The sequence below is a fragment of the Idiomarina aquatica genome, assembly GCF_003987185.1.
Classification (GTDB): Bacteria; Pseudomonadota; Gammaproteobacteria; order Enterobacterales; family Alteromonadaceae; genus Idiomarina; species Idiomarina aquatica.
In genome coordinates, this window is sequence record NZ_PIPS01000003.1 from 325,014 (window position 1) to 350,653 (window position 25,640).

Sequence of the window (25,640 nt, forward strand, 5' to 3'; positions counted from 1 at the left end):
CTGCGGTCAGGCATGATGAATAACGCCAAAGTCGTTTACTTATGTGAGCAGGACAACAACCGACGCGAACGCTTTAAAACCATTTTAACATTCGTTGGCGAAAAGGTTGCGACCATCGCGTCGGTCGATGAACTTGACGGGACGGACGATGTACTCTGTGTGATCGCCGGTACGGGAGTCAGTGATCTCGATCACCACGCCCGTGCGTTGCCGGCTATCCCGTTTATTTCTGCATGTGATTCACACCAGCCCGCACTGACAAGAGCCAACGTTATTGGCCCGATTGACAGCGACGTTGACTACCAGGAACTGTCGCGCTGGCTGCATTACTGTCATACCTACCATCGTAATCTGGCGCAGCACCACGGCTCGCATAATCATAAAACCGGTCAGCTCGAGACGATGTTGGTTGGTCAGGGGCCGGCGATACAAACCATTCGCCGTATGATCGCACAAGTTGCGGGCAGCGACGCTAATGTATTGGTGCTTGGCGAATCAGGAACCGGTAAAGAAGTGGTTGCCCGCGGCATTCACGTAATGTCCAAGCGTAAAGATGGACCTTTTGTGCCCGTCAATTGTGGGGCTATCCCCGGTGATTTGCTCGAAAGCGAGCTGTTTGGTCACGAAAAAGGTGCCTTTACCGGTGCCATCGGAACGCGCAAAGGCCGCTTTGAGTTAGCTCAGGGAGGCACGCTGTTTCTCGACGAAATCGGTGATATGCCACTGGCGATGCAAGTTAAGCTATTACGGGTATTGCAGGAACGGACGTTCGAGCGGGTTGGCGGTAGCAAAAGCCTGAAGGCCGATGTGCGCGTGGTTGCGGCAACGCACCGTAAGCTTGAAACGATGATCGAAGAAGGCAAGTTTCGTGAGGATCTGTATTACCGACTGAATGTTTTTCCGATTGAAGTGCCGGCGTTGCGCGAGCGGCAGGAAGACGTACCGATGTTGTTAAGAGAACTCACGGCGCGATTCAGAAAGGAGCGTGGCGTCGGTGTCCGCTTTTCCGACAAGGCGTTGGAGTCACTGTCGTTGCATCGCTGGCCAGGCAATGTGCGGGAGCTAACCAATCTGATTGAACGATTGACCATAATGCATCCGGATCAGTTGGTGGATGTGCAGGATTTACCGCCTAAATACCAACATATAGACCAGCCTGACGTGACGCCGGAATACCCTGATGAGTTGCTTGAACGCGACGCACTCAATTCGATTTTTGCCGATGATGACGATGATGATCTGGATGAACAGATGATGGATGCCAACGTTAATACGTCATTGCCGGACGACGGCGTCAACCTGAAGGATATGTTGAGTGAACTGGAAATTGCCATGATTGAGCAGGCGCTGGATAAGACCGACGGGGTCGTGGCGAAAGCAGCGGATCTGTTGAGTATGCGCCGTACCACGCTGGTTGAAAAAATGAAGAAATACCAGATAAAGCAATAGTTGTCGGTATTTTGACACGGTCAAAAACTACGTAACCTACTGATTATAATAAATAAAAAATAGGCATGCTGCTTGCATAGTCATAGTTAGAAACGTTGATGTCAAAACGGGGAAACTATGCAAGCACATCGATCATTAATTGATGCGATGCCAAACGCGGTCATCTTAGTGGATGACTCAGGCGTGGTAGAGCACTGCAATGATAATGCGCATCGACTGCTGAATGCTGCGTTGGTTGGACGCCCATGGCGCGACTGTGTTGCAGAGTATTTTGCACCACAGGCTGATGACTGGCACGAGGTCTCGCTGCACAGCGGACGTCGCGTAAAGGTTGATATTTCGGCACTGCACGATGGCACGGGACAGCTAATCGTTCTTACGGATTTGACGGAAACGCGGCGCCTACAACAAAAAATCAGCCACCTGCAACGGCTGTCATCAATGGGGCGAATGGTCGCTTCGTTAGCGCATCAAATTCGGACGCCGTTATCGGCGGCTATCCTCTATGCTCAGAATCTGGCGATGCCGGGGCTCGACGACACTCGTCGCAGCCGCTTCTCTGACAAACTCTTATCACGACTCAGTTCACTGGAACAGCAGGTTAACGATATGTTGCTGTTTGCCAAAAGCGGCGATCAGCAGGTGCTTGAATCGTTAAGCGCCGATCAATTGGTGGATTCGGTACTTGCTTCAGTGCAGCCCTACGCCAAAGGCAAAGGGGTTTTACTGCGAGTCGAACGTCATGCTCGGGCGCTTTGTATCCGCGCCAATCACACGGCGCTCAGTGGTGCCATTCAGAATTTGATAACCAACGCGATTGATGCCTCGACAGCGGGTCAGCAGGTGACCATGACATTGAGCGAGGCCAATGGCCATTGGCAGTGCCGAATCGTTGATCAGGGCGGCGGAATTCCACAACACATTCAGGCCCAGTTATTCACCCCGTTTGTTACCACCAAAGCCAATGGCACCGGGCTTGGCCTGGCCGTTGTCAACACCGTGGTGAAAGCGCATCAAGGGCAGTTGCAATGGCAGAGCGAAGAAGGCAAAGGCACCGAATTTACCTTGTCGTTCCCTGTGGATGACGTGCTGCCGGTGGCCAAGGAGGTTTGTTATGGTTGAAGCAAAAATTTTAATTGTCGAGGATGATGCGGCATTGCGCGAGGCCATCATTGATACATTGGAACTGGCCGATTATTGCTGTCTGGAAGCCGACTCCGGTGAAGCGGCGTTGGTCATGCTGAAGCAGCAACCGGTGGATCTCATCATCAGTGATGTACAGATGCCGGGTATCGATGGGTTGCAACTGCTGCGTAGTTTGAATAATCAAGGTATTGATGTGCCGGTTATCGTGATGACCGCGTTTGCGAAAGTCGATGACGCTGTTATCGCGATGCGGGAAGGAGCCATTGATTACTTAAGCAAACCTTTCTCGACCGAAACCTTGTTAAAGCTTGTGCAGCGACAATTGCCCTTGACCGAACAGGATCAGTGTTCGGTTGTTGCTGAAGACCCATCGAGCCAGGCATTACTGGAGATGGCAAAAAAAGTAGCGGCAACCGATGCGACGGTGATGATCACCGGCCCCAGCGGTACCGGTAAGGAAGTGCTGGCGCGCTACGTCCATGAGCAATCAAATCGCAAAGAGCAGCCTTTTGTTGCAATTAACTGTGCAGCGATTCCCGAAAATATGCTCGAGTCATTGCTGTTTGGTTATGAGAAAGGGGCCTTTACCGGAGCGACTCAGGCAACCCCCGGTAAATTTGAGCTAGCACAGGGCGGAACCATCTTACTGGACGAAATAACCGAGATGGATATTAACCTGCAAGCGAAGCTGTTGCGGGTTTTGCAAGAGCGGCAGGTCGAACGACTGGGGGCAAGAAAATCCATCCAGTTGGATGTGCGGGTGATTGCAACTTCTAACCGTGATTTAAAGCAGGCGGTAACTGAAGGGCGTTTTCGCGAGGATCTGCTCTATCGATTGAACGTTTTCCCGTTGCAGTGGCGGGCTCTGGCTGAACGGCGCAAAGACATTGTGCCGATCGCCGAGGCTCTGCTGGTAAGGCATCGGCAGCGTTTGGGAATAAAGCAGCAGGTGCGTTTTGGAAGCGCGGCTAAACAGGCGCTGGAGCACTATGCTTGGCCGGGTAACATTCGTGAACTGGAGAATGTTATCCAACGTGCTCTGGTATTGCAAAGTGATGGTGAAATCAAGCCTCAGGACCTCATGCTAGAGCTTGATTTAGACAGTGTTTTTCCTGAGCAAGTTGCTGATTCTGCGGATAGTAACCCATCGGAACTACCCTCAAATACTGAGACAGTTGCGGATGGCCTGGGCGAGTCTATGTTTCATCAGGAGTATAAAATCATCAAACAGGCGCTTCAGCGTCATCAGGGCAAACGTAAACCGGTTGCCGAAGAGCTTGGGATTTCCCCCAGAACACTGCGCTACAAGCTGGCAAAGATCAGAGAGAACGGATTACCGATCTGATCGGATCGCGCTCTCCTAAAAGTTGGCATCGTACTTGCATTTCTAACGTTAGAAAATCCATCTGTGGAAATTTTGACGGAGAAAAAGATGAAAGTCGATGCCAACGCAGCCTACCAACAATGGCAAGCTTTATCCGGCGTTAATGCCAGCCAGGATAAGGCAACCAATGTCAATGCCCTGCCGGGTAATACGGCTCAAGCCGATTTCTCCAACATGCTGAAAAATGCCATTGATAACGTCAATGAGCTACAGCAGACGTCCGGCGACCTAAAAACACGCATGGAACTGGGTGACCCGAATGTCACGCTGGAACAAACCATGATCGCCAGTCAAAAATCAAGCATTGCCTTCGAAGCAACCGTGCAGGTAAGAAACAAGGTTGTTGAAGCGTACAAAGAAATTATGTCTATGCCGGTCTAACCGCGCGACTTAGGGAGTTAAACCGTGGCTGAATCTACAGACTTGATGGTAACCGAGCCAAACGTCAATAATCAGGGCAGCGGCAAAGACAATGCCGAGGGTAAATCTGGCCTGATGGACATGATCGGCAATTTTGATATGTTGCGCCAGGTTGTGGTTGTACTGGCTCTGGCAATCTGTGTTGCGATAGCCGTCTTTATTATGCTGTGGGCGCAAGAGTCAACCTACCGACCGATCGGCAAGCTGGAAACCGAGCAACTGGTTAGCACACTCGACTACCTGGATGCCAATGGCATCGAATACAAAGTGTCCGGCAATACGGTTTCGGTTCCTGAAGAACAATACGATGCCATCAAGTTGCAGCTCACGCGCGCCGGTGTTGATTACGGACAAACCGAAAGCAACGGCTCGGAAATTTTAATGAGCGAACCGGGTTTTGGTGTCAGTCAGCGACTTGAGCGTGAACGCCTCATTCACTCCCGTGAGGTACAGCTCGCCCGCGCCATCGAAGAAATGAAAGCCGTTTCCGCCGCACGCGTGTTGTTGGCCGTACCAAAAGAGAACGTATTTGCACGTCGTGAGAAGCAGCCGAAAGCCTCGGTGATGCTGAATGTGCGCGGTAATCAGTCGTTGAGTGAAGAAGAAGTCGCATCCATTGTTGATATGGTGGCGTCGTCGGTTACCGGTCTGCAAACTGAACATGTGACGGTTACCGATCAAAATGGTCGCTTGCTGAACTCGGGTTCGCAAAGTGCATTGGCGGCGCAAAGCAGCCGTGAGTATCAGTTGGAACTTAAGCGTGAAGAAGAATTACGTCAGAAAATTGACAGCATACTGATCCCGGTACTGGGTTACGACAATTATACCGCGCAAGTGGACGTAACCATGGACTTTACCCGAAAAGAAACCACACAGCGTCAGTACAACCCAGATATGCCGGCGATTCGCAGTGAAATGACGGTAGAAAACCGTTCTAGTGGTACGGCTATTGGCGGTATTCCCGGCGCTCTGAGTAATCAGCCGCCACTGGAGTCGGATATTCCTGAACAGGCTAACGGTGGGTCATCGCAACGCGATGCCAGCGGTAGTATGCATCGCGAAGCGACACGTAACTATGAATTGGATAATACCGTCAGTTACACCCAAAACCAAACAGGTGTGATCGATCGCTTGAGTGTTTCGGTTGCGGTTAATCATAATACCCTTCAGAATGCAGAAGGAGAGACGGTGCAAGAGCCTCGTTCTGCGGAAGAACTCGATAATATCCGTCGCTTGTTGCAGGGTGGCTTGGGCTTTAGCCTGACTCGTGGGGATACGTTGGAAGTGGTCTCGGTGCCGTTTGCACAACTACCGGATTTAGGCGGAGGCGAGCAGGCGCTGTGGGATCAGCCATGGTTCTGGCGCGCATTCCGGCTGGTCATGGGTGCGTTGGTTATCATTGTGCTGATTGTTGCGGTGGTGCGGCCAATGCTGAAGAAACTGATGAACCCAACGCAAGAGTTCGAGGACGATGCGCATGCATTACTGGATGATGACGAGCACATGGGCGATGAAACCATCGACTTATTGTCATCACAGTTTGACGAGAATTCGGTGGGCTTTGGTCCGGACGGTAGCCTGCAGTTACCGGACTTACATAAAGACGAAGATTTGCTGAAGGCAGTTCGTGCACTGGTGGCGAATGAACCGGAACTGTCATCGCAAGTCGTAAAAGCGTGGTTGAATGAAGATGCCTGATACACAATTACAGACCAAAAAGCGTGAAGCCGATTTCGATGTGCACAGCCTTGAGGGCGTAGAAAAAGCCGCTATCCTGCTGTTGAGTCTATCGGAAGAAGATGCTGCGCAGATCCTGAAGCACTTAGAACCAAAGCAAGTGCAAAAGGTCGGTATGGCAATGGCCAGTTTGCAGGACTTTAACCAAGATAAGGTCAACGCAGTTCATAACCTGTTTTTGGAAGAGATCCAGAAATTCACCAACATCGGCTTCAAGAGTGAAGAGTTTGTGCGTAAGGCACTTACCTCAGCGTTGGGTGAAGATAAAGCCGGCAATTTGATTGAGCAAATTGTAATGGGTGGTGGCTCGAAGGGTCTAGATTCATTGAAATGGATGGACTCGAAGCAGGTTGCAACCATCATTCGCAACGAACACCCGCAGATTCAGACCATTGTATTGTCCTATCTCGATGCCGAGCAAAGCGCGGAAATTATGGCACAGTTCCCGGAGAAGGTGCGTTTGGATCTCATGATGCGAATTGCCAACCTGGAAGAAGTACAGCCAGCAGCATTGCAGGAACTGAACGAAATCATGGAGAAACAGTTCGCCGGTCAGGCCGGTGCTCAGGCAGCGAAGATGGGCGGCCTGAAAGCCGCTGCGGATATCATGAACTACCTCGATACCAACATCGAAGGTCAGTTGATGGATGCCATCCGCGAGCAGGACGAAGAGATGAGCCAGCAAATTCAGGATCTGATGTTCGTCTTCGAAAACCTCGTCGAAGTCGACGATCGGGGTATCCAGACCTTGCTGCGTGAAGTGGAAGGCGACGTGTTGCAAAAAGCACTTAAAGGTGCGGATGACAACGTCAAAGAGAAAATCTTCAAAAATATGTCAAAACGCGCAGGGGACATGTTGAAAGACGACCTTGAAGCGATGGGGCCGGTGCGCATTAGCGATGTGGAAGCCGCCCAGAAAGACATTCTTGCTGTCGCTCGCCGCTTAGCGGATGCAGGTGAAATTATGCTTGGCGGTGGCGGTAACGATGAGTTCCTGTAAGGCAACGTGGTAAACAGCAATTATGAGCGACGGTTCTAACACGACAGAGAAGTGGCAGTTTCCTGATATTACCTCAGAAGAATTTCTGCGGGGGGAGAAAACCAATGCGCTCAACAAGCCGCGCCGTTGGCAGTATGAACCGCCTGAAGCTGATGACGATGAGGAGCAGGAACTGCAGCCATTGACGGCTGAGGAACTGGAACAAATCCGTGAAGCGGCTCGCGAAGAGGGCTTTAAAGAAGGGTATAACGCAGGCCATGCCGAGGGGCTGGAGGCCGGCCATCAGGAAGGTGTTGAACAGGGCCAACAGGACGGTTTCAATAAAGGCTTTGAACAAGGCCTGGCGGATGGCAAGGCCAAAATGGAACAACAAGCCGGAGAACTGTTAAAGCTACTCGACAGCTTATCTCATCCGGAGCAAAAAATTACCGACGACGTCGAAGCGGAACTGCTGGAAATGGTCATGCAACTGACCGAAGCCATCTGTTTGGACGTCCCCTACAAGCAACCCGAGCTTGTTAAAGTTGCTGTCCGCAACGCACTGGAAGTGCTGCCGGTGACCGATCAACGTGTGGTTATCCATCTCAACCCCGATGATCTGGAACTGGTGCAGGACATGTACAGTGAGGAGCAGTTACGAGAACACGGTTGGTTATTAAATAAAGATGACTTGCTCGAGCGTGGCGGATGTCGGGTGACGACCGAGAGTTCGTCGGTTGATTATACCTTGCGCAGTCGTATTAAAAGTGTGTTCGATAAACTTAAGGGCTGATAATGAGCGAGTCCATTTTAAAAGGTCTTAAAAAAGCTCGTCAGCGCATTCAGAAACCTCCTGTTCTCGTGTCCGGTTATCTCACCCGGGTTGTCGGGCTGATGTTTGAAGCCGTTGGCGTGCGTGCGCCGATTGGCTCGAGCTGTCTGGTCGAGTCGGCCAACGGTGATATTGAGGCCGAAGTCGTCGGCTTTGAAAACAACATCAGTTATTTAATGCCGACTCAGGACGCCGATGGTGTTGTGCCCGGTGCAAAAGTAAAGCCTCGCTCAGAGAAAACCACCATCCCCTTTGGCATGGAGTTGCTGGGGCGCGTCATTGATGCGCGCGGAAACCCGCTCGATGGGCGGGGACCTATTCATACCGAACAGAACCGTCGCTATCGTAGCCAGCCCATGAATCCGCTTAATCGTCGTCCGGTTAAACAACCCCTTGATGTCGGCGTGACCGCAATTAATGCCTGTATTACCGTTGGACAAGGGCAGCGTATGGGTCTGTTTGCCGGCAGTGGTGTGGGTAAAAGTGTGCTTTTGGGAATGATGACCCGGGGTACTGATGCGGATGTGATCGTGGTTGGCCTGATTGGTGAACGAGGACGAGAGGTTAAAGAGTTTATTCAGGAAATTTTAGGCGAGGAAGGACTGCAGAAGTCGGTGGTAGTAGCCGCTCCGGCCGATCAGTCACCGCTTATCCGTTTGCGCGGTTGTGAAACGGCCGCAGAAATTGCCGAGTACTTTCGGGATCAGGGTCTAAACGTACTGTTACTGATGGACTCACTGACCCGTTATGCGATGGCACAGCGGGAGATCGCACTGGCCGTCGGTGAACCCCCGGCGACCAAAGGTTATCCGCCGTCGGTATTTGCAAAGTTACCGGCGCTGGTAGAGCGGGCAGGCAATGGGGGTGACGGACAAGGCTCAGTAACGGCATTTTATACGGTACTCACGGAAGGTGACGACTTACAGGATCCGATCGCTGATTCGGCACGAGCGATTCTTGACGGTCATATTGTCTTAAGTCGTGAGTTGGCCGATTCGGGTCACTACCCGGCCATTGATATTGAAGCTTCGATCAGTCGGGTTATGCCACAGGTCGTGTCGGAAGAACATATGAAGCAAGCAGTGCAAGTGCGGAAATGGTATTCAAATTATCGCCGTAACCGCGACCTAATTGCGATTGGCGCATACAGCAGAGGTTCTGATCCTGCCATTGATCAAGCGATTGCGATGCATCCCAGAGTCGAGAAGTTTTTGCGGCAACCAATGCGCAAAGTGGTCAGTTACGATGAGAGCCTGCTGTTGTTGCAGCAGGTTATCAACCCACAGCAACGTCAGGGTTAATTAGGCTATGGCGGATCTGCAACAGATGGCAATGTTACTTGAGCTTGAGCAGCGACGTGAAGACGAAGCGGCGGCAAACTATGCCCAGGTACAACAACAAGTTGACGACCAACGCTCGCGACTCGAGGGTCTATCACAGTATCGGCTTGATTACTTGCAGCAATTACAACAGCGCGGTAGTTCAGGCATCGTGTCGCGTCAGTTTGGTCAGTACCATGCCTTTGTCGGTAAGCTGGATGAGGGGGTTGAGCAACTTCACCGGTCATTGGTAAAACTGCAGCAGGTCGCTGATCAGCGACGTCAACAGTGGCTGGCGCAGCGCCGCAAAAAAGAATCGATCAAGCATTTGATAACCGAGCAACAAAAGCGTGAAGAACATCAGCGCGCCCGCCGCGAACAAAAGAACTTAGATGATTTTTCCAGCCAGCGCTTTATTCGGGAAATGCAGTTAAAGGCCCGGAAGCCGACACAATAAAACTGGCACGGCAATTGCTTTACTAAATGCAATGAAACCAAACGCTTTTCGGCGTCAAAATTGAGACACTATTATGCAACAACTGCTAACACTAACGGCCCAATCCGAGCAATTCCTAAAAGCTTCCGGTGATGTTCGACTGGAGCCTTCGTCGGCGAGCCAAAGCAAAGGCGGCGACTTTGCTCGTGAGTTGTTGGCCGGGCTGGAACTGAATAAAAGTGCTGACAGTGAAATAACCCAACAGCAACTAAAAGTGTCGCAAACAACGGCGCAGTTGCGGCTAAAGGAATCGGACGGCAAAGCGTTGCAGCGCTTTCAGTTTGATGACAGTGACGTTGGCGAACCGGTTGAAGCCCCGATTCTTGAGATGCTGGAGGAGATGCAGACATTGTTGCAGCCTGGCGGTGAGGCCAGTGACAGTCAGGGTGATGCGGCACAACTAACCGCATTATCCGACCTTGACGATGAAGAGATGGCAGCGCAGTTGGCGAAGCTATCTGAGCTGTTGGCCGAGCTTGGTGCGGAGTCGCTGTCGGATGAGCAGCGGCAACAACTTGCCGGTGAAGTCTTTGCTACCTTGTCTGAGGACGAACAGCGGCAAATCATGCAATTGTCCGTTGCCGATGTGGCCGAACAGGAGTCCGTTAAAGGCAGCGTCGATGCCGAATTATTGTCTCGACTGAGCCGGCTAAGTGAACTTGCTGACGCGGCGGTAAAGGTCGCCGGCGGCGAAATAGTCGCTAAAGAACCAAGCTTGAGCGAGAACGCGCAGCGTTCCGATGATGCCAAGGCGTTACAATGGCTGACTCAGCAGTTACAGGAATTAGAACGTGGGGCTAAGGCTGAATCTAGTGCTGAATCTAGTGCTGCTACCGGTGATGATGACGCACGACAGGCGGTATTGCAGCAGCTACAACAGCTTCTCGATGATGACCGTTCTTTGAGTACTGAGCAAAAGCAACAAGTGCAGCAGCTTCTGAACCAAATAGAACAACAACTGATGCAGCCATCGCAGACCGCGGCAGCCACGACAAGTCAGCCTGCTGCCTTGAGCGAATTACAAAAACTGTTGGCTCAAGTTACCGATAACGACGCCCCGGCTGAACGCACCGAACGTGCGCAACCTGTGTTGAATGCTTCAGCAAAAGCAACTGAGACAACGACCAAGATGGCAGACCCTAAAGCGGCTGTTGAAGACAAGCCAGTGGATGTTGCCAGCAACAAGCCCAATACGGAAAAAAGTGCTGACGTTAAGCCCGATAATGCGCTAATGAACGGGGTCGCAGAGCGAGCTGCACCGTCACGTACCGAGGCGCCGACGAGCTTTGGTGAAGAATTGATTAATCAGCAAACGGCCGCGGTATCGACACAGACCGGTACCGTGAAAGCGACGGAAATGTCGTCAACGCTGCAGAGCAGTATGCAGTCGATTCAAAAACCGTTTGATCCGCAGCAAAGTGAAGCGTCACAGAAGTTGCAGGAACGCATCAACATTATGCTGAGTAAAAATATACAGCGTGCCGATATACGCTTGGATCCGCCCGAACTGGGTCAACTTCAGGTTCGTATTAATATGAACTCTGAACAAGCCACGGTGCAGTTTCAGGTGCAGTCACCCCAGGCTCGCGAAGCAATAGAAAATGCCTTGCCGCGACTGCGTGAGATGTTAGAGCAGCAAGGTGTGGCGTTAGCCGATACCGATGTTAAAGAACAACAGCAGCAAACCGCCGGTCAGCAGGAGTCCAGCCAGCGTGATGGCGGAATGGGCGGCCGTGCTGAAATGGTCGAAGAACATGAAATTGCTCTAGATAACGGTCGGCCCATTGGCTTAGGTGGCGTAGATTTCTACGTCTGAGTACTGCAATCATCGTTTAATAGGCGCTATAGTGTGAGACAATCCGCTCTGAACTAAGCGAGAAGACAAAATGGCTGAAGACAACCAAGAACAACAAGAACAACAAGAGCAAAGTGGAGCCGGCAAAAAGAAGCTGATATTGTTCGGCGGTATTGGTGTCGGTGTGATATTGATCGTTGTGGTCGTCATCTGGCTGTTCACGGGCTCATCCCCTGAAACCCCTAACCGTTCGGCGGGTTCTGCTGAAACCTCCCCAGCCGAAGTTGATGTTGGGCCGCCCCCCGAAGTGGGTAACGCGTTGTATGTTGGTATGCCAAGACCGTTCGTATTTATTGTACCGGGTGATGCGCGTGAGCGCACGGTTCAGATTAAGGTTCAGTTGATGGTGCGCGGTGAGGAAAACGAAGAGTTAGCTAAGCGCCATATTCCGTTGATTGAGGGAACTTTGCACCAAGTTTTTAGTTCGTCGACCGCAGAAGAGCTAAAGACAGTAGCGGGTAAAGAAAAATTACGCGAACTTGCGTTGCGTGAAGTTCAGGCCGCGCTGGAGAAAGTGGCGGGCCGTGGATTGGTCGAGCAAGTTTTATTCACAAGCATGGTCATGCAATAACAGAGCGAATTAAATTGTGAGCGATTTATTATCACAAGATGAAATTGATGCGCTGTTACACGGTGTCGATGATGTTGAGGAGGAGGATGCCGAGTCCTCGGCAGCGGCGTCGGAAGCGTTAGATTACGACTTTTCATCGCAAGATCGAATCGTTCGTGGGCGCATGCCAACGCTGGAAATCGTTAATGAGCGTTTTGCGCGGCATATGCGTGTCAGTTTATTCAATATGATGCGGCGCACGGCAGAAGTGTCAATAAATGGTGTGCAGATGCTCAAATTCGGTGAGTACGTGCACACCTTGTTTGTGCCTACCAGCCTGAATATGGTGCGTTTTCGTCCATTAAAAGGAACGGCGCTGATTACCATGGAAGCGCGCCTGGTTTTTATTCTGGTGGACAACTTTTTTGGTGGCGACGGCCGTTACCACGCGAAAATCGAAGGGCGTGAGTTTACCCCGACAGAACGGCGCATCATTCAGATGTTGCTGAAGCTGATTTTCGAAGATTACAAAGAGGCCTGGGCGCCGGTTATGGATGTCGGTTTTGAGTACCTTGACTCGGAAGTTAACCCGGCCATGGCCAACATTGTGTCGCCAACCGAAGTGATTGTTATCAGTTCGTTTCATATTGAGCTGGATGGCGGTGGTGGTGATTTTCACATTGCACTGCCGTACTCGATGCTGGAGCCGATCCGGGAATTGTTGGATGCCGGTGTGCAGTCGGACAAAGAAGATACCGACATGCGCTGGAGTAAGGCGCTACGTGACGAAATCATGGACGTACCGGTAGAAATGATTGCTAAACTGGCGGATCTTGACCTGTCGTTGCGTGAGGTTATGGATTTGCAGGCGGGCGATATCATTCCACTGGAAGTGCCTGACAATTTGACCGTACTGATTGAAGATTTGCCAACCTTCCATGCGAAGTTAGGCCGGTCACGAGAAAATGTCGCGTTGAAAATTACCGATAAGATCAAACGGCCTGAAACCGTGAAATCCGATATCCATATGCTGACTCGCGGCGGACGTCGTATTGGTGGTGATGCCGAGTTGCGACAACTGGAAGAAGATATTGATTTGTAACAGCGTATGCTGAGCATGAATGAGGTTACCTGATGAGTAATGATGATAAAGATATGGACGATTGGGAAGCTGCAATGGCTGAGCAGGCTGCGGCAGAAGATGAAGAATCCGGTAAAAAGAAAAAAAATTCGAGCCATTCGGGCATGGACGGTATCAAAACGGCTGAGCTGGAAGAGTTAAGTGATGATGAAGTCAGCGATGACGACAAACGCAAACTTGACGCGATTCTCGATATTCCGGTCACCATCTCGATGGAAGTGGGTCGTAGCCAAATCAGCATTCGTAACCTGCTGCAGCTAAACCAAGGCTCTGTGGTGGAACTTGAGCGAGTGGCCGGTGAACCGCTCGACGTTTTGGTAAACGGGACACTCATCGCGCACGGTGAAGTCGTGGTTGTAAACGATAAATTCGGGATTCGCCTTACAGATGTTATTAGCCAAATCGAGCGTATACGCAAGCTTCGCTAGCGCGTTTACGCTGCTTGTCAGTACCTCGGCAAGCGCTCAGCAAACGCAAGCGAACTCTCCCATCGGGGGAGCAGACATAGGCGCCATGTTATTGGCGCTTATTGTCGTTTTAGCGGTGATTATTGGCTTAGCCATGATCGCTAAGCGGCTTAACCTTAAGATACAGGGAAATGCCGACATGAAGGTACTAAGTGCGATGTCACTGGGTACCAAAGAGCGATTAATGATTGTGGAAGTGGCCGGTAAGAAACTGTTGCTCGGCGTGACAGCCCAACGCATCGACTGCTTAAAAGAACTACCTGACTCGGTAGAATTAAAAGGACAACAAAAATCATGAACCGAGTGAGCTTTTTCGTGATAGCGATGGTTTTGTTGCTGCTGCCTGATAGCGCCTGGGCTCTGCAGGATATCAGTGCGGTGACGGTTAAGACCAACCCAGATGGAAGCGAAGAGTATTCTGTAACGCTGCAAATTCTTGCCATCATGACCGCGCTGACGTTCATTCCGGCGATGGTCATTATGATGACCTCCTTTACGCGGATTATTATTGTGCTGGCAATTCTGCGTCAGGCAATAGGTCTACAACAATCACCGTCAAACCAGGTGCTGCTGGGTATTACATTGTTTCTGACATTTTTTATCATGACCCCAGTATTGAACGAGGTAAACGACAAAGCGTTACAACCTTACTTGAATGAAGAAGTAACATCGATGGAAGCCTTAGATCGTGCTAAGGCACCGATCAAGGCGTTTATGCTTGCGCAGACGCGGCTTACTGACTTGGAGACATTCATCGATATTTCTGGTGCAGAAGGGATTAATGAGCCTGACGACGTTCCGATGTCTATTTTGATTCCATCGTTCATCACGTCGGAGCTTAAGACGGCCTTCCAAATAGGGTTTATGTTATTTATTCCATTTCTGATCATCGATTTGGTGGTTGCCAGTGTGTTGATGGCGATGGGGATGATGATGTTGTCGCCGATGATCGTTTCCCTACCGTTTAAGTTGATGTTGTTTGTCTTGGTTGATGGCTGGAGTCTAACCATGACAACACTTGCCGGTAGCTTTGGAATATAGGGGGAGTCTTATGAGTCCTGAAGTATTTCTGGATGTATTTTCACAAGCATTAAAGGTCATCGTTATTATGGTTTCGTTTATTATCGTGCCAAGTTTGCTAGTGGGCTTGGTTGTTGCTGTATTTCAGGCGGCAACATCGATAAACGAGCAGACCTTGAGCTTTCTTCCTAGATTGCTTGTTACACTTGCAGTCGTAGGATTAGGGGGGCATTTTCTGGTTGAAATGGTGATGGATTTTACCCTTGAAATGTACCGGCGCATTCCTGAAGTCGTGGGCTAATGGATCTTGTTACCGCAACAGTCATTGAGTGGCTGGAACATCACTTATGGCCGTTGACGAGAGTTTCGTCGATGATCATGAGTATGGCGCTTTTCTCCGGAACCCTGGTTAATGCCCGCTTAAAAACGCTGATGTCAATTGCGATTATTTTTGCCGTAGCGCCTGCCTTACCGGAAATAACAACCCCTTACGAGATGATGTCTGTGGGTGGCTTCGTCGTTACCGCTCAACAAGTCGTCATCGGTGTAGCATTGGGCACGCTGTCCGTTATATTTTTACAAACCTTTGTACTTGGTGGCCAGATCATAGCAATGCAAATTGGCTTGGGTTTTGCCTCTATGGTCGATCCATCAAACGGGCAGCAGGTTCCCGTGGTGGCTCAGTTTTTTTTAATGCTGGCGAGTCTCATCTTTTTGGCATTAGATGGGCATTTACTGATGATAAGAATGGTTGTCGCCAGTTTTGACTCTGTTCCTGTAGGTATAACGGGGCTTGACGCCGATGCTTTTAAGATGATTGCCGACTGGGGCAGTTTAATGTTCTCAATGGCGTTATCGGCAATGCTATCGGCCATCATCGCGTTGTTGCTGATTAACTTGAGCTTTGGGGTCATGACAAGAGCTTCCCCTCAATTAAATATTTTTGCGATAGGTTTTCCTATTACCATGGTGAGTGGTCTTATCGTTCTTTGGTTAACCTTAGGCGGATTTATTTTTCATTTCGAGAACCTTTGGGCTCAGGTGATAACCACCATGTGCCAAGTCATCGGCAGTCAGTGCTAGGAGGCAGCCTTGGCTGAGACGGATCAGGAACGCACAGAAGACCCCACAGAGAAACGAAAACAACAGGCTCGAGAAAAGGGCCAGGTTGCCCGTTCTAAGGAAATGGGCACAGCGTTTGTATTGGTCAGCTCAGCCGTGGCTTTCATGTGGTTTGGTGAGTCGCTTTTTAACGGCTTACGCACGGTGTTCAAACAACTCTTTATTCTGGACCGGCACCAAGCGTTTGATACGACAAAAATGTTTGAGGCCTTTGCAACCGCATTTAGTGCAATCATTTGGCCGTTGGCAATAATATTTGCTTTTATCCTGGTATTTACCTTTTTTGGAAACAGTTGGCTAGGAGGGATAAACTTTTCTTGGCAGGCAATGGCGCCCAAATTTTCACGCATGAGTCCGCTCAATGGGTTTAAACGGATGTTCGGTGTGCAGGCGCTGGTGGAGCTGGTTAAAGGCTTGGCAAAGTTTCTCGTCGTTGCGGTGAGTGCGTTTCTGTTGTTGGCCTGGCAGTACGACAATATTCTGCAGATATCGATGGGGCAGATGCCAAACATGATGGCAAATGCACTGGATATCCTGATGTGGATGTTTTTATTGCTGTGCTGCTCGATCTTTCTGATTGTTGTGATCGATGCGCCCTTCCAGCTATGGAAGCATCAAAAAGATCTTAGAATGACCAAGCAAGAAGTAAAAGACGAGCATAAGGACAGTGAGGGTAGTCCGGAAGTCAAAGGGCGGATACGACGGCTGCAAATGGAAATGGCCAATCGCCGAATGATGCAGGAAGTACCAAAAGCCGACGTGGTGGTCACCAACCCTACTCACTATGCTGTGGCCTTGAAGTATGAAGATAACGGTGCTCGCGCGCCGGTGGTACTGGCGAAAGGTAGTGACGAAACCGCGGCGAAGATCCGCGAAATCGCGTTGGAGTATGATATTCCACTGGTGCAATCGCCGGCACTGGCGCGCTCGATTTACCACACCACTGAGCTCGAACAGGAAATTCCTCAAGGCCTGTTTGTCGCGGTAGCGCAGGTACTGGCTTACGTTTATCAGCTGAAAATGCACAAGAAAGGCAAAGCCAAGCGGCCGAAAAAGCCTGCCTCCGATTTGCCGATACCGGACGATCTGAAATACTGACCGTCATTTGCGCAATGTTCCGCGCTACTATATTATTCGCCTCCACTATTTTATTGATAAAGCGGAACCGCAGTTTATGTCGCAGCTCTCAATTTGCCTGGCACAGTTGGATTTTACCGTCGGCGCCATTGATAACAACACAGCGATTATTTTAAAAACAATTCGTGAGCAAAGTGCTCAACACGACATCATTGTGTTTCCTGAGCTGGCCATCACGGGTTACCCCCCGGAAGATTTACTGAACCGGGCGGATCATCAGCGTGCCGTCGACAATGCCGTTGAACAAATCAGTGCTGCTGCGTCGGACTGTGTTGTCATTGTCGGGCACCCGAGCAAAACCGGTGAACAGCTGTTTAACGTAGTCTCGGTATTGCATCGTGGTGAGTGTCTGCAACGCTATCAGAAACAACGTCTGCCTAATACCGGTGTTTTTGATGAGCAGCGTTATTTCATTCCGGGTAATAAGTCGGAAGTGTTCGAGTGGCAGGGCAAACGTATTGGCTTGATGATTTGTGAAGATCTCTGGCACCCCGAACCGCTCGCCAAGATGCTTGATGATGAGATCGACGCGATCGTTTCGGTTAATGCGTCACCTTATGAAATTGATAAGCATCAGCAACGTTTGTCGGTGTTACGACAACGAGTCGCCGAAATCAATAAGCCCATTATCTATTTAAACAACTGTGGCGGTCAGGACGAACTGGTATTTGACGGTCATTCCTTGGTGATTGACGACCGTGGTCAGTTGATCGCCGAATTGCCGCACTGTCAAATGACCTTGGCGACGGTTGTGCTGGATGATCATGGCGTGCAATGTGAGTCATTTCGAGTTGAACAGGAGCAACCAGTTACTGAACAGCAACGATTGGCACACGTTTATGACGCATTGGTGTTATCGGTGCGCGACTACGTCAATAAGAACGGTTTTCAACGTGTTATCCTTGGTTTATCCGGTGGTATTGACTCAGCGCTGACCCTGGCGTTGGCGGTAGATGCGCTTGGCGCCGATCGGGTTCAGGCGGTGATGATGCCGTTTAAATATACGTCAAGTATGAGTCTGGAAGACGCGGAGCGACAGGCGAAAACAGCCGGGGTACAGTACGACGTGGTAACCATCGAGCCGATGTTTGATGCCTTTATGGGCCAGTTAGCGCCGTTCTTTGAGGGCAGTAAAACCGATACCACGGAGGAAAACCTGCAGTCACGTTGTCGTGGAGTGCTGTTGATGGCGTTATCGAATAAAACCGGCGCGTTAGTACTGACGACCGGTAATAAGAGTGAGATGGCCGTCGGTTATGCGACGTTATACGGCGACATGTGCGGTGGCTTTGCGCCGATTAAAGACGTGCCAAAGCAGTTAGTTTTTGAACTGGCGAAGTTCCGCAACAGCCGTTCAGAGATGATTCCAGAGCGCGTAATTACGCGGCCGCCGTCGGCCGAACTGGCACCGGATCAGGTCGATACCGACTCATTACCGGACTATAGCGATCTGGATCGGATTCTGGCATTGTATGTTGAACAGGATTGGTCACTGGCAGAAATTGTCGCTGCGGGCTTTGCCGAGGATGATGTCAGAAAAGTGCTTAAACTTGTTGATATCAATGAATACAAGCGGCGCCAGTCGGCCGTTGGTCCGAAAATAACGTCGCGTAACTTTGGTAAAGATCGACGTTATCCGATAACCAGTCATTATCGCTATGAAATTCAACGTCAACTGTAGACGGGAGCTGTGTGATGAAAAAAGTCGAAGCCATTATCAAGCCGTTTAAACTCGATGATGTGCGTGAAGCACTGTCGGAAGTCGGCATTGCAGGCATGACGGTTTCTGAGGTGAAAGGCTTCGGGCGTCAAAAAGGTCATACGGAATTGTATCGCGGTGCCGAATACATGGTGGACTTTCTGCCTAAGGTAAAACTCGAAGTGGTGGTTGCTGACAGTGATGTCGAACGGTGTATTGAAGCGATTATGGAAACCGCTCAAACGGGCAAAATCGGCGACGGTAAGATTTTTATTTCGGACGTAGAACGGGTCATTCGTATCCGTACCGGAGAAGAAAACGAACAAGCGGTGTGAGTAGCGTTTGTTAACGCCACTCACCCACGTTGGTGACTCTTAATCAATCAGTCGATTGTTTGGGTAGTTCGCTTTTAATACTGTTAGGGCATCCTGACGCAACTCATCCAGCCCCAATTGTTCATAACTTTCTACCATAATGGCCAGCGCGTTTTCGGCTTCCGGCATATCACCAAAATGCTCAACCACGTATCGGCCGCGGTTTGCTGCCGCTAGGTACGCTTGGCGCTCCATGTAATATTGAGCTACCGCCAGTTCTTTCTTGGCCAGCCGGCTTTTCAGTGCAATCATGCGTTGCTTGGCATCCGCAGCGTATTTACTGTCAGGAAATTTACGGATTAACTCAGCGAAATCCTTGAAGGCTTCTTTCGCCATCGTTGAGTCACGGTCCGAACGATCGATGCCGGCAATTTCATGAATGGCGTTGTATTCAGCACGCTGGTTAACCAAGCCGCGCATGTATAGGGCATAATCAACGTCTTTATGGTTGGGGTTCAAACTGATGAAACGGTCAATAGCCGCCAGCGCTTCATCGGTATTGTCGAGTTTGTAGTTGACGTAAATGAGATCCAATTGCACCTGGTGAGCAAACGGCCCAAACGGATAGCGCGAATTCAATGTGCTCAGCTGCTCTTGGGCGAGATTGAGGTTGCCCATTTCCAGTTGTTCCTGGGCCTGTTCGTACATCAACTCGATTTGCGAGTATTTTAAATCTTCACTTGAGTTGTCAGAATTGCTTGAGCAGCCCGCCAGGGACACACTCAACAGAGCCGACAGCAATAAAATACGACCTTTCATAAAACCTCAAAACGTTACATTACAGTGCATTTAACCGTGCAAAGGGTTACACTAGCATAGAATTTAATAGTTAGGCATTCTAACTCAGCATTAAGGGCTTTCACAGCAAAAACCAATTTATGAGCGAAACCATTCAACTAGAAGCCATTGTCCCGGAAGAACTCGCAGGGAAACGATTAGACCAGGCACTTGCAGAGTTGTTCCCGGATTATTCCCGTTCTCGTATGAAAACGTGGATCACTGCCGGGCAAGTGTCCGTTGATGCCGAAACGGTAACAAAACCGCGGGAAAAATTGGAACTCGGTGCACTGGTGGCAGTGGATGCGGAGCTGGAAGCAGAAGAACGTCATGAGGCGCAGCCGATCACGCTGGATATCGTCTATGAAGATGATGACATCATCGTTATTAATAAACCAGCGGGACTGGTGGTCCATCCCGGCGCAGGAGCTCCTGATAATACGTTGCTGAACGGGCTTTTGCATCATTACCCTAAGATCGATCAGGTCCCTCGCGCGGGCATTATTCACCGGCTGGATAAAGATACTACCGGCTTGATGGTGGTTGCTAAAACCGTACCGGCACAAACACAGCTGGTCGATATGATGCAAAAGCGTGAGATCCGCCGCGAATACGAAGCCATTTGTAATGGTGTAATGACTGCGGGTGGTATGGTCGATGAGCCTATCGGTCGGCACCCGACTAAGCGCACACACATGGCGGTCGTTGCCAGTGGTAAGCCGGCAGTCACTCATTATCGGGTGATGGAACGGTTACGTGCCCATACGCTGTTGCGACTGCGCCTGGAAACCGGGCGGACACACCAAATTCGTGTGCATATGGCACACATTCGTCATCCTTTGGTTGGCGACCTTACTTATGGTGGACGCCCGCGCCCGCCAAAACAGGCTTCCGATGATTTTTTGCAGACCTTACGAAACTTCAACCGGCAGGCGCTGCACGCTGCACAGTTGGCATTGCATCATCCGGTCAGCGGCGACTGGATGACCTTTGAAGCACCGCGGCCGGCAGATTTTGAAGCGCTGTTGGATGCGATGAGAGAAGATGCCAAAGCGCATTCTGCAACCTGATTGGGCGTTACCTGATAACGTCGGCGCCGCCTTTACCACTCGTCAATTCGGTAATGTTGCTGCGCACGTAAATGATGATCCCGCCGGAGTTGTGCTGCGCCGGCGGCGGTTAATACGGGAGCTAGCGATCGCAAGACCCGTTGCCTATTTAGCTCAGCAACACACCCGCATTGTTTCTACCTGGCCAGTCATTCAAACGCCTTCCGATGGCATCATCGCAGACCAGCCCGGCGCGGCTTGTGCGGTGTTAACGGCCGACTGTCTGCCATTGCTGTTATGCTCACGTGATGGTCAGCAGATTGCCGCAGTGCACGCTGGCTGGCGAGGCCTTGCCAGCGGTATTCTTAGTCGCGCCGTGGCACAGATGCCGACATCGCCGGCGCAGTTGATGTTATGGATTGGGCCAGCGATTTGCCAGAATTGCTTTCAGGTTGGTGACGATGTCCGTGATAGCTTCCTAACCGCATTGGGTGATGTTGCCGTTAACCGTCATTTTAGCGCCGATCAAGACCGTTGGCGCGCCGATCTGCCCGGACTCGCCGAACACCAGGCGCGTGTGCTGGGTATAGCATCAATAACCCAAAGCGGGCTGTGCACATCCTGCCGTTCCGATCAGTTTTACTCTTACCGTCGACACAAAGACTGCGGACGATTTGCGTCAATCATTTGGCGAAAATCGTAAGGCATTACTTGAATTTGCGTAAAAAGTACCCACATTTCTGGTAATGAAACAGATTTGAGGAAGTACCTATGCGACACGATAAATTCACCAGCAAATTTCAAATGGCGATAGCGGACGCGCAGTCGTTAGCGGTCGGCCGTGATCACCAGTTTATTGAACCCGTACACCTGATGCAGGCGATGTTGGATCAGGATGGTGGCGCAATACGCCCGTTATTTACCATGATCGGTGCCGACATTCCGCAATTCCGCTCTGGTTTGGCAAAGGCACTGGATACATTGCCCCAGGTCGAGGGTACCGGCGGCGATGTACAGATTTCGCAAAACACCGTACGACTGTTAAACCTCTGTGATAAATATGCGCAGAAACGCAATGACAGCTACATTTCTTCTGAGCTGTTTTTATTAGCAGCAACCGAAGATAAAGGCGCCCTTGGTGAGTTGATGAAAAAAGTCGGTATCACCAAAGAGAAGCTGGAAAAGGCGATTGATGATGTGCGTGCCGGTGAAAAAGTTGACGACCCGAATGCCGAAGATAAGCGACAGGCATTGGATAAGTACACCATTGATCTGACCGAGCGCGCGGAGCAGGGCAAACTGGATCCGGTCATTGGTCGTGACGAAGAAATCCGTCGCACCATTCAGGTGTTGCAACGTCGCACCAAGAATAACCCCGTTCTGATTGGTGAACCCGGGGTCGGTAAAACGGCGATTGTTGAGGGATTGGCGCAGCGTATTATTAATGGTGAGGTTCCCGAAGGTCTTAAACATAAGCGGGTGTTATCACTGGATCTGGGGGCTCTGCTGGCCGGGGCGAAATACCGCGGTGAGTTCGAAGAACGGTTAAAAGCGGTATTGACCGAACTGTCAAAAGAAGAAGGACGCATCATCCTCTTTATTGATGAGCTGCACACCATGGTCGGTGCGGGTAAAGCTGACGGTGCTATGGATGCCGGTAATATGTTAAAGCCGGCGCTGGCGCGCGGCGAGTTGCATTGTGTTGGTGCCACTACGCTGGATGAATATCGTCAATACATTGAGAAAGATGCGGCGTTGGAACGCCGTTTCCAGAAAGTGCTGGTGGACGAGCCCACGGTCGAGGATACCATCGCCATTCTGCGTGGCCTGAAGGAGCGCTACGAAATTCACCACTCGGTTGAAATTACCGATCCGGCTATTGTCGCGGCAGCGTCGTTGTCGCATCGTTACATCAGTGACCGCAAACTGCCGGATAAAGCGATTGATCTAATTGATGAGGCGGCATCAAGTATTCGTATGCAGATCGATTCCAAACCCGAAGAGCTGGACCGGTTGGAGCGCCGCATCATTCAGTTAAAACTGGAGCGTCAGGCGTTGCAGAAGGAAAAAGACGATGCGAGTAAGAAGCGGTTAGAAGCACTGCACGAAGAGCTTGACGATCAGGAACGCAAATACAAAGAATTGGAAGAAATCTGGAACTCGGAGAAAGCGGCGGTTCAAGGCACTCAACACATTAAATCGCAGCTAGAACAAGCACGCACTGATATGGACATTGCCCGTCGTGCCGGCGATCTCAATCGCATGTCGGAATTGCAATATGGGCGTATCCCTGAGCTTGAGCGTCAACTGGATCTTGCGCTACAGGCCGAAATGCAGGACATGAGTCTGTTGAAAAATCGCGTCAGTGATGAAGAGATTGCTGATGTGTTGTCGCGCTGGACGGGTATACCGGTCAGTAAAATGCTCGAAGGAGAGCGCGAGAAGCTGGTTAAGATGGAAGAGAATCTGCATAAACGTGTGGTCGGTCAAAATGAAGCCGTCGATGCCGTAGCCAATGCAATTCGTCGTTCACGAGCGGGCTTGGGCGATCCGAACCGTCCGATTGGGTCGTTTTTATTCCTTGGTCCGACTGGGGTTGGTAAGACCGAGTTATCCAAGGCACTAGCGAACTTTTTGTTTGACACCGATGACGCAATGGTACGCATCGATATGTCCGAGTTTATGGAAAAACATTCGGTATCACGTTTGGTCGGTGCGCCTCCGGGCTATGTTGGCTATGAAGAAGGCGGTTATTTAACCGAAGCCGTGCGACGTAAACCTTATTCGGTGATTCTTCTGGACGAAGTGGAAAAAGCGCACCCGGATGTTTTTAATATTCTGTTGCAGGTCCTGGACGATGGTCGCTTAACGGACGGGCAGGGTCGTACCGTTGATTTTAAAAACACGGTGATCATTATGACCTCGAACCTGGGATCGGATTTAATTCAGGAGCATGCTCATGAAAATAGCTATGAGCAGATGAAAGCGATGGTGATGAATGTGCTCAGCCAGCACTTCCGTCCGGAGTTCATCAACCGGGTTGATGACACGGTGGTATTCCACCCACTCGGACAGGCGGAGATTCGCTCGATTGCGCAGGCGCAACTGCAACTATTGTACAAGCGTCTGGAAGAACGTGATTATGCGATAGAACTGGATGATGCCGCGTTGGATCATCTGGCGAAAACCGGTTTTGATCCGGTCTTTGGTGCACGACCTTTAAAACGTGCGATTCAGCACGAGTTGGAGAATCCGTTGGCGCAGAAGATTCTGGCGGGTGAACTAACGCCGGGACAGACCATTCGAGTGTCAGTCGAGGATGAGAAACTCGTCATTCATTAATCGCTAAAGCCCACCTTGCGGTGGGCTTTTTGATTTCTGGCTGTTGAAAAGTTGGGTTTTCAAGGTTTGTAGCGACTGTGCTAGACTAAATCATTATTGAATTGACACACTAAGGAACGTCCAAGCATGGCAACAGACAGTAATAAACGCCGCGGCATTTACCTTTTACCGAACCTTTTTACAACAGCCGGGCTATTTTCTGGCTTTTACGCGATCGTGGCGTCAATGAATGAACGCTATATAGAAGCGGCCGTTGCGATTTTCATTGCCATGGTATTTGACGGAGTCGATGGCCGGGTCGCGCGCATGACCAATACCGAAAGTGACTTTGGTGCCGAGTACGACAGTATGGCCGACATTGTTTCTTTTGGTATGGCGCCGGCATTAGTGATGTATAACTACGCGTTAAGTGACCTCGGTAAGCTCGGCTGGCTCGCGGCGTTTATCTTTGTTGCTGGTGGTGCGTTAAGACTGGCGCGGTTTAACACCAATTTAGGAACAGCGGATAAGCGTTACTTCCAGGGGCTCGCCATTCCAAGTGCAGCCGCTGTCGTTTCAGGTTTAGTCTGGGTGGGTACCGAGTACGGTATTGATGGCAGCGATATGGGCAGCTTTGCGGCACTCGTTACTATTTGTGCGGGATTATTGATGGTTACCAACTTCCGCTACCATTCATTTAAGGATGTCGACTGGAAAGGAAAGGTATCCTTTGTTGTTATCCTGGTCGTTGTGTTGGCTTTCGTCATCGTAGCAACCCAGCCGTCATTGGTTTTATTTGGAATCTTCTTCCTTTATGCCTTGTCAGGCCCGGTGCTGACCATAAAGAATGTGAAGAAGCTAAAATTAGAACATGTGGTTGGTGACGAGGACAGTAATGACGCAGATTTTAAAGCTGAAGGGCAAAATGATGCCAAAGAGGCTAAAAAATCAACGGAAAAAAGCGATTCTGAACAATAACTGAGCAGTTGAAAACTTTTTCCCAAAAAGTGCTTGCAAGGCGAGCTAAGATCTCTATAATTCGCCGCCGTTGTCAGGGAGAAAGGCGCACGCGAGACGAGTAGCCGGCTTCCGACAACGGAAGAAAAAAGAGTTATCAAAAAGCAGAAAAAAGCGCTTGACGATAACGAAAAGGGATGTAAAATACGCGTCCCTGCTTCGGAAAGAAGCAACGCTCTTTAACAATATATCAAGCCAAGCAAACTGTGTGGGCACTTGCAAAAGTTAAGCAAAACGAACTATGTATTGCAACTTTTGAATGAGTGTTCAGCAAGGTTTCAAATTTGAAGCTAAGCAAAAACGCGTAATTCATTGAGTTGATTGAACTACTTTTAATTGAAGAGTTTGA

General features: G+C 50.3%; 25 protein-coding genes. 24 read left to right on the forward strand and 1 reads right to left on the reverse strand.

All coding sequences use genetic code 11. The features are described from left to right. Window positions 1-15 precede the first annotated feature (15 nt). From CWE23_RS10940 to glnB, 20 genes are all read left to right on the forward strand, one after another. Window positions 16-1,449, forward strand: coding sequence for a sigma-54 dependent transcriptional regulator (locus CWE23_RS10940; RefSeq protein ID WP_126820293.1), 1,434 nt, complete (start codon window positions 16-18; stop codon window positions 1,447-1,449). Window positions 1,450-1,566: 117 nt separating this feature from the next. Further along, a complete protein-coding gene (locus tag CWE23_RS10945) occupies window positions 1,567-2,571 on the forward strand; it encodes a sensor histidine kinase (RefSeq protein WP_126820267.1) in 1,005 nt (334 codons plus the stop codon). Then, window positions 2,564-3,940 carry a sigma-54-dependent transcriptional regulator gene (locus tag CWE23_RS10950; RefSeq protein WP_126820268.1) on the forward strand — a complete coding sequence of 459 codons (1,377 nt, stop codon included), beginning with the start codon at window positions 2,564-2,566 and terminating at the stop codon, window positions 3,938-3,940. The genes CWE23_RS10945 and CWE23_RS10950 overlap by 8 nt, the downstream gene beginning before the upstream one ends. A gap of 87 nt (window positions 3,941-4,027) precedes the next feature. Next, window positions 4,028-4,360 (forward strand): flagellar hook-basal body complex protein FliE, encoded by a 333-nt coding sequence (gene fliE, locus CWE23_RS10955; protein ID WP_126820269.1) that lies wholly within the window; start codon window positions 4,028-4,030, stop codon window positions 4,358-4,360. A 45-nt stretch (window positions 4,361-4,405) separates the two neighbouring features. After that, window positions 4,406-6,097: a flagellar basal-body MS-ring/collar protein FliF gene (gene fliF / locus CWE23_RS10960; RefSeq protein ID WP_187346298.1), complete on the forward strand. Its 1,692-nt coding sequence runs from the start codon at window positions 4,406-4,408 to the stop codon at window positions 6,095-6,097. Then, complete coding sequence (gene fliG / locus CWE23_RS10965; RefSeq protein WP_126820294.1) at window positions 6,090-7,136, forward strand: flagellar motor switch protein FliG; 1,047 nt, start codon at window positions 6,090-6,092, stop codon at window positions 7,134-7,136. The genes fliF and fliG overlap by 8 nt, the downstream gene beginning before the upstream one ends. 22 nt (window positions 7,137-7,158) lie before the next feature. Next, a complete protein-coding gene (gene fliH / locus CWE23_RS10970; RefSeq protein WP_126820270.1) occupies window positions 7,159-7,908 on the forward strand; it encodes a flagellar assembly protein FliH in 750 nt (249 codons plus the stop codon). A 2-nt stretch (window positions 7,909-7,910) separates the two neighbouring features. Next, window positions 7,911-9,248 carry a flagellar protein export ATPase FliI gene (fliI, locus tag CWE23_RS10975; protein WP_198678838.1) on the forward strand — a complete coding sequence of 446 codons (1,338 nt, stop codon included), beginning with the start codon at window positions 7,911-7,913 and terminating at the stop codon, window positions 9,246-9,248. Window positions 9,249-9,255: 7 nt separating this feature from the next. Beyond that, window positions 9,256-9,723 (forward strand): flagellar export protein FliJ, encoded by a 468-nt coding sequence (gene fliJ / locus CWE23_RS10980; protein WP_105307058.1) that lies wholly within the window; start codon window positions 9,256-9,258, stop codon window positions 9,721-9,723. A gap of 73 nt (window positions 9,724-9,796) precedes the next feature. Then, window positions 9,797-11,578, forward strand: coding sequence for a flagellar hook-length control protein FliK (locus CWE23_RS10985; protein WP_126820272.1), 1,782 nt, complete (start codon window positions 9,797-9,799; stop codon window positions 11,576-11,578). 70 nt (window positions 11,579-11,648) lie between these two features. Beyond that, entirely contained in the window at window positions 11,649-12,188 is a 540-nt protein-coding gene (gene fliL, locus CWE23_RS10990; protein WP_105307056.1) for a flagellar basal body-associated protein FliL, read from the forward strand. A gap of 16 nt (window positions 12,189-12,204) precedes the next feature. Then, window positions 12,205-13,269, forward strand: a complete 1,065-nt coding sequence (gene fliM / locus CWE23_RS10995; protein ID WP_105307055.1) for a flagellar motor switch protein FliM — start codon at window positions 12,205-12,207, stop codon at window positions 13,267-13,269. Window positions 13,270-13,301: 32 nt separating this feature from the next. Further along, a complete protein-coding gene (gene fliN / locus CWE23_RS11000) occupies window positions 13,302-13,736 on the forward strand; it encodes a flagellar motor switch protein FliN (RefSeq protein WP_126820273.1) in 435 nt (144 codons plus the stop codon). 85 nt (window positions 13,737-13,821) lie between these two features. Continuing rightward, a complete protein-coding gene (gene fliO, locus CWE23_RS11005; RefSeq protein ID WP_105307053.1) occupies window positions 13,822-14,073 on the forward strand; it encodes a flagellar biosynthetic protein FliO in 252 nt (83 codons plus the stop codon). Continuing rightward, window positions 14,070-14,816, forward strand: a complete 747-nt coding sequence (gene fliP, locus CWE23_RS11010) for a flagellar type III secretion system pore protein FliP (RefSeq protein WP_126820274.1) — start codon at window positions 14,070-14,072, stop codon at window positions 14,814-14,816. Before fliO ends, fliP begins: the two co-directional genes overlap by 4 nt. 10 nt (window positions 14,817-14,826) lie before the next feature. Beyond that, on the forward strand, window positions 14,827-15,096 hold the full coding sequence (locus CWE23_RS11015) for a flagellar biosynthetic protein FliQ (RefSeq protein ID WP_126820275.1): 270 nt from the start codon (window positions 14,827-14,829) through the stop codon (window positions 15,094-15,096). Continuing rightward, a complete protein-coding gene (fliR, locus tag CWE23_RS11020; RefSeq protein ID WP_126820276.1) occupies window positions 15,096-15,878 on the forward strand; it encodes a flagellar biosynthetic protein FliR in 783 nt (260 codons plus the stop codon). The genes CWE23_RS11015 and fliR overlap by 1 nt, the downstream gene beginning before the upstream one ends. A 9-nt stretch (window positions 15,879-15,887) precedes the next feature. Further along, window positions 15,888-17,015 (forward strand): flagellar biosynthesis protein FlhB, encoded by a 1,128-nt coding sequence (gene flhB, locus CWE23_RS11025; RefSeq protein ID WP_126820277.1) that lies wholly within the window; start codon window positions 15,888-15,890, stop codon window positions 17,013-17,015. A gap of 76 nt (window positions 17,016-17,091) precedes the next feature. Further along, complete coding sequence (locus tag CWE23_RS11030) at window positions 17,092-18,735, forward strand: NAD+ synthase (RefSeq protein WP_126820278.1); 1,644 nt, start codon at window positions 17,092-17,094, stop codon at window positions 18,733-18,735. Between the two features lie 14 nt (window positions 18,736-18,749). After that, the gene (gene glnB, locus CWE23_RS11035; protein WP_105307048.1) at window positions 18,750-19,088 is read left to right on the forward strand and encodes a nitrogen regulatory protein P-II; all 339 of its coding nucleotides are present in this window, start codon (window positions 18,750-18,752) and stop codon (window positions 19,086-19,088) included. 39 nt (window positions 19,089-19,127) lie between these two features. Here glnB and CWE23_RS11040 read toward each other — a convergent pair whose 3' ends face one another. Beyond that, entirely contained in the window at window positions 19,128-19,886 is a 759-nt protein-coding gene (locus CWE23_RS11040) for an outer membrane protein assembly factor BamD (protein WP_105307047.1), read from the reverse strand. A gap of 119 nt (window positions 19,887-20,005) precedes the next feature. Between CWE23_RS11040 and rluD the strand changes: the two genes are divergently transcribed. The 4 genes from rluD to pssA all read left to right on the forward strand — a co-directional run bounded on the left by rluD (window position 20,006) and on the right by pssA (window position 25,252). Continuing rightward, complete coding sequence (rluD, locus tag CWE23_RS11045) at window positions 20,006-20,974, forward strand: 23S rRNA pseudouridine(1911/1915/1917) synthase RluD (protein ID WP_105307046.1); 969 nt, start codon at window positions 20,006-20,008, stop codon at window positions 20,972-20,974. Continuing rightward, window positions 20,949-21,656, forward strand: coding sequence for a peptidoglycan editing factor PgeF (pgeF, locus tag CWE23_RS11050; RefSeq protein ID WP_126820279.1), 708 nt, complete (start codon window positions 20,949-20,951; stop codon window positions 21,654-21,656). Before rluD ends, pgeF begins: the two co-directional genes overlap by 26 nt. Before the next feature lie 68 nt (window positions 21,657-21,724). Beyond that, entirely contained in the window at window positions 21,725-24,295 is a 2,571-nt protein-coding gene (gene clpB / locus CWE23_RS11055) for an ATP-dependent chaperone ClpB (protein ID WP_126820280.1), read from the forward strand. A 126-nt stretch (window positions 24,296-24,421) separates the two neighbouring features. Continuing rightward, a complete protein-coding gene (pssA, locus tag CWE23_RS11060) occupies window positions 24,422-25,252 on the forward strand; it encodes a CDP-diacylglycerol--serine O-phosphatidyltransferase (RefSeq protein ID WP_105307043.1) in 831 nt (276 codons plus the stop codon). The last annotated feature ends 388 nt before the right edge of the window (window positions 25,253-25,640 follow it).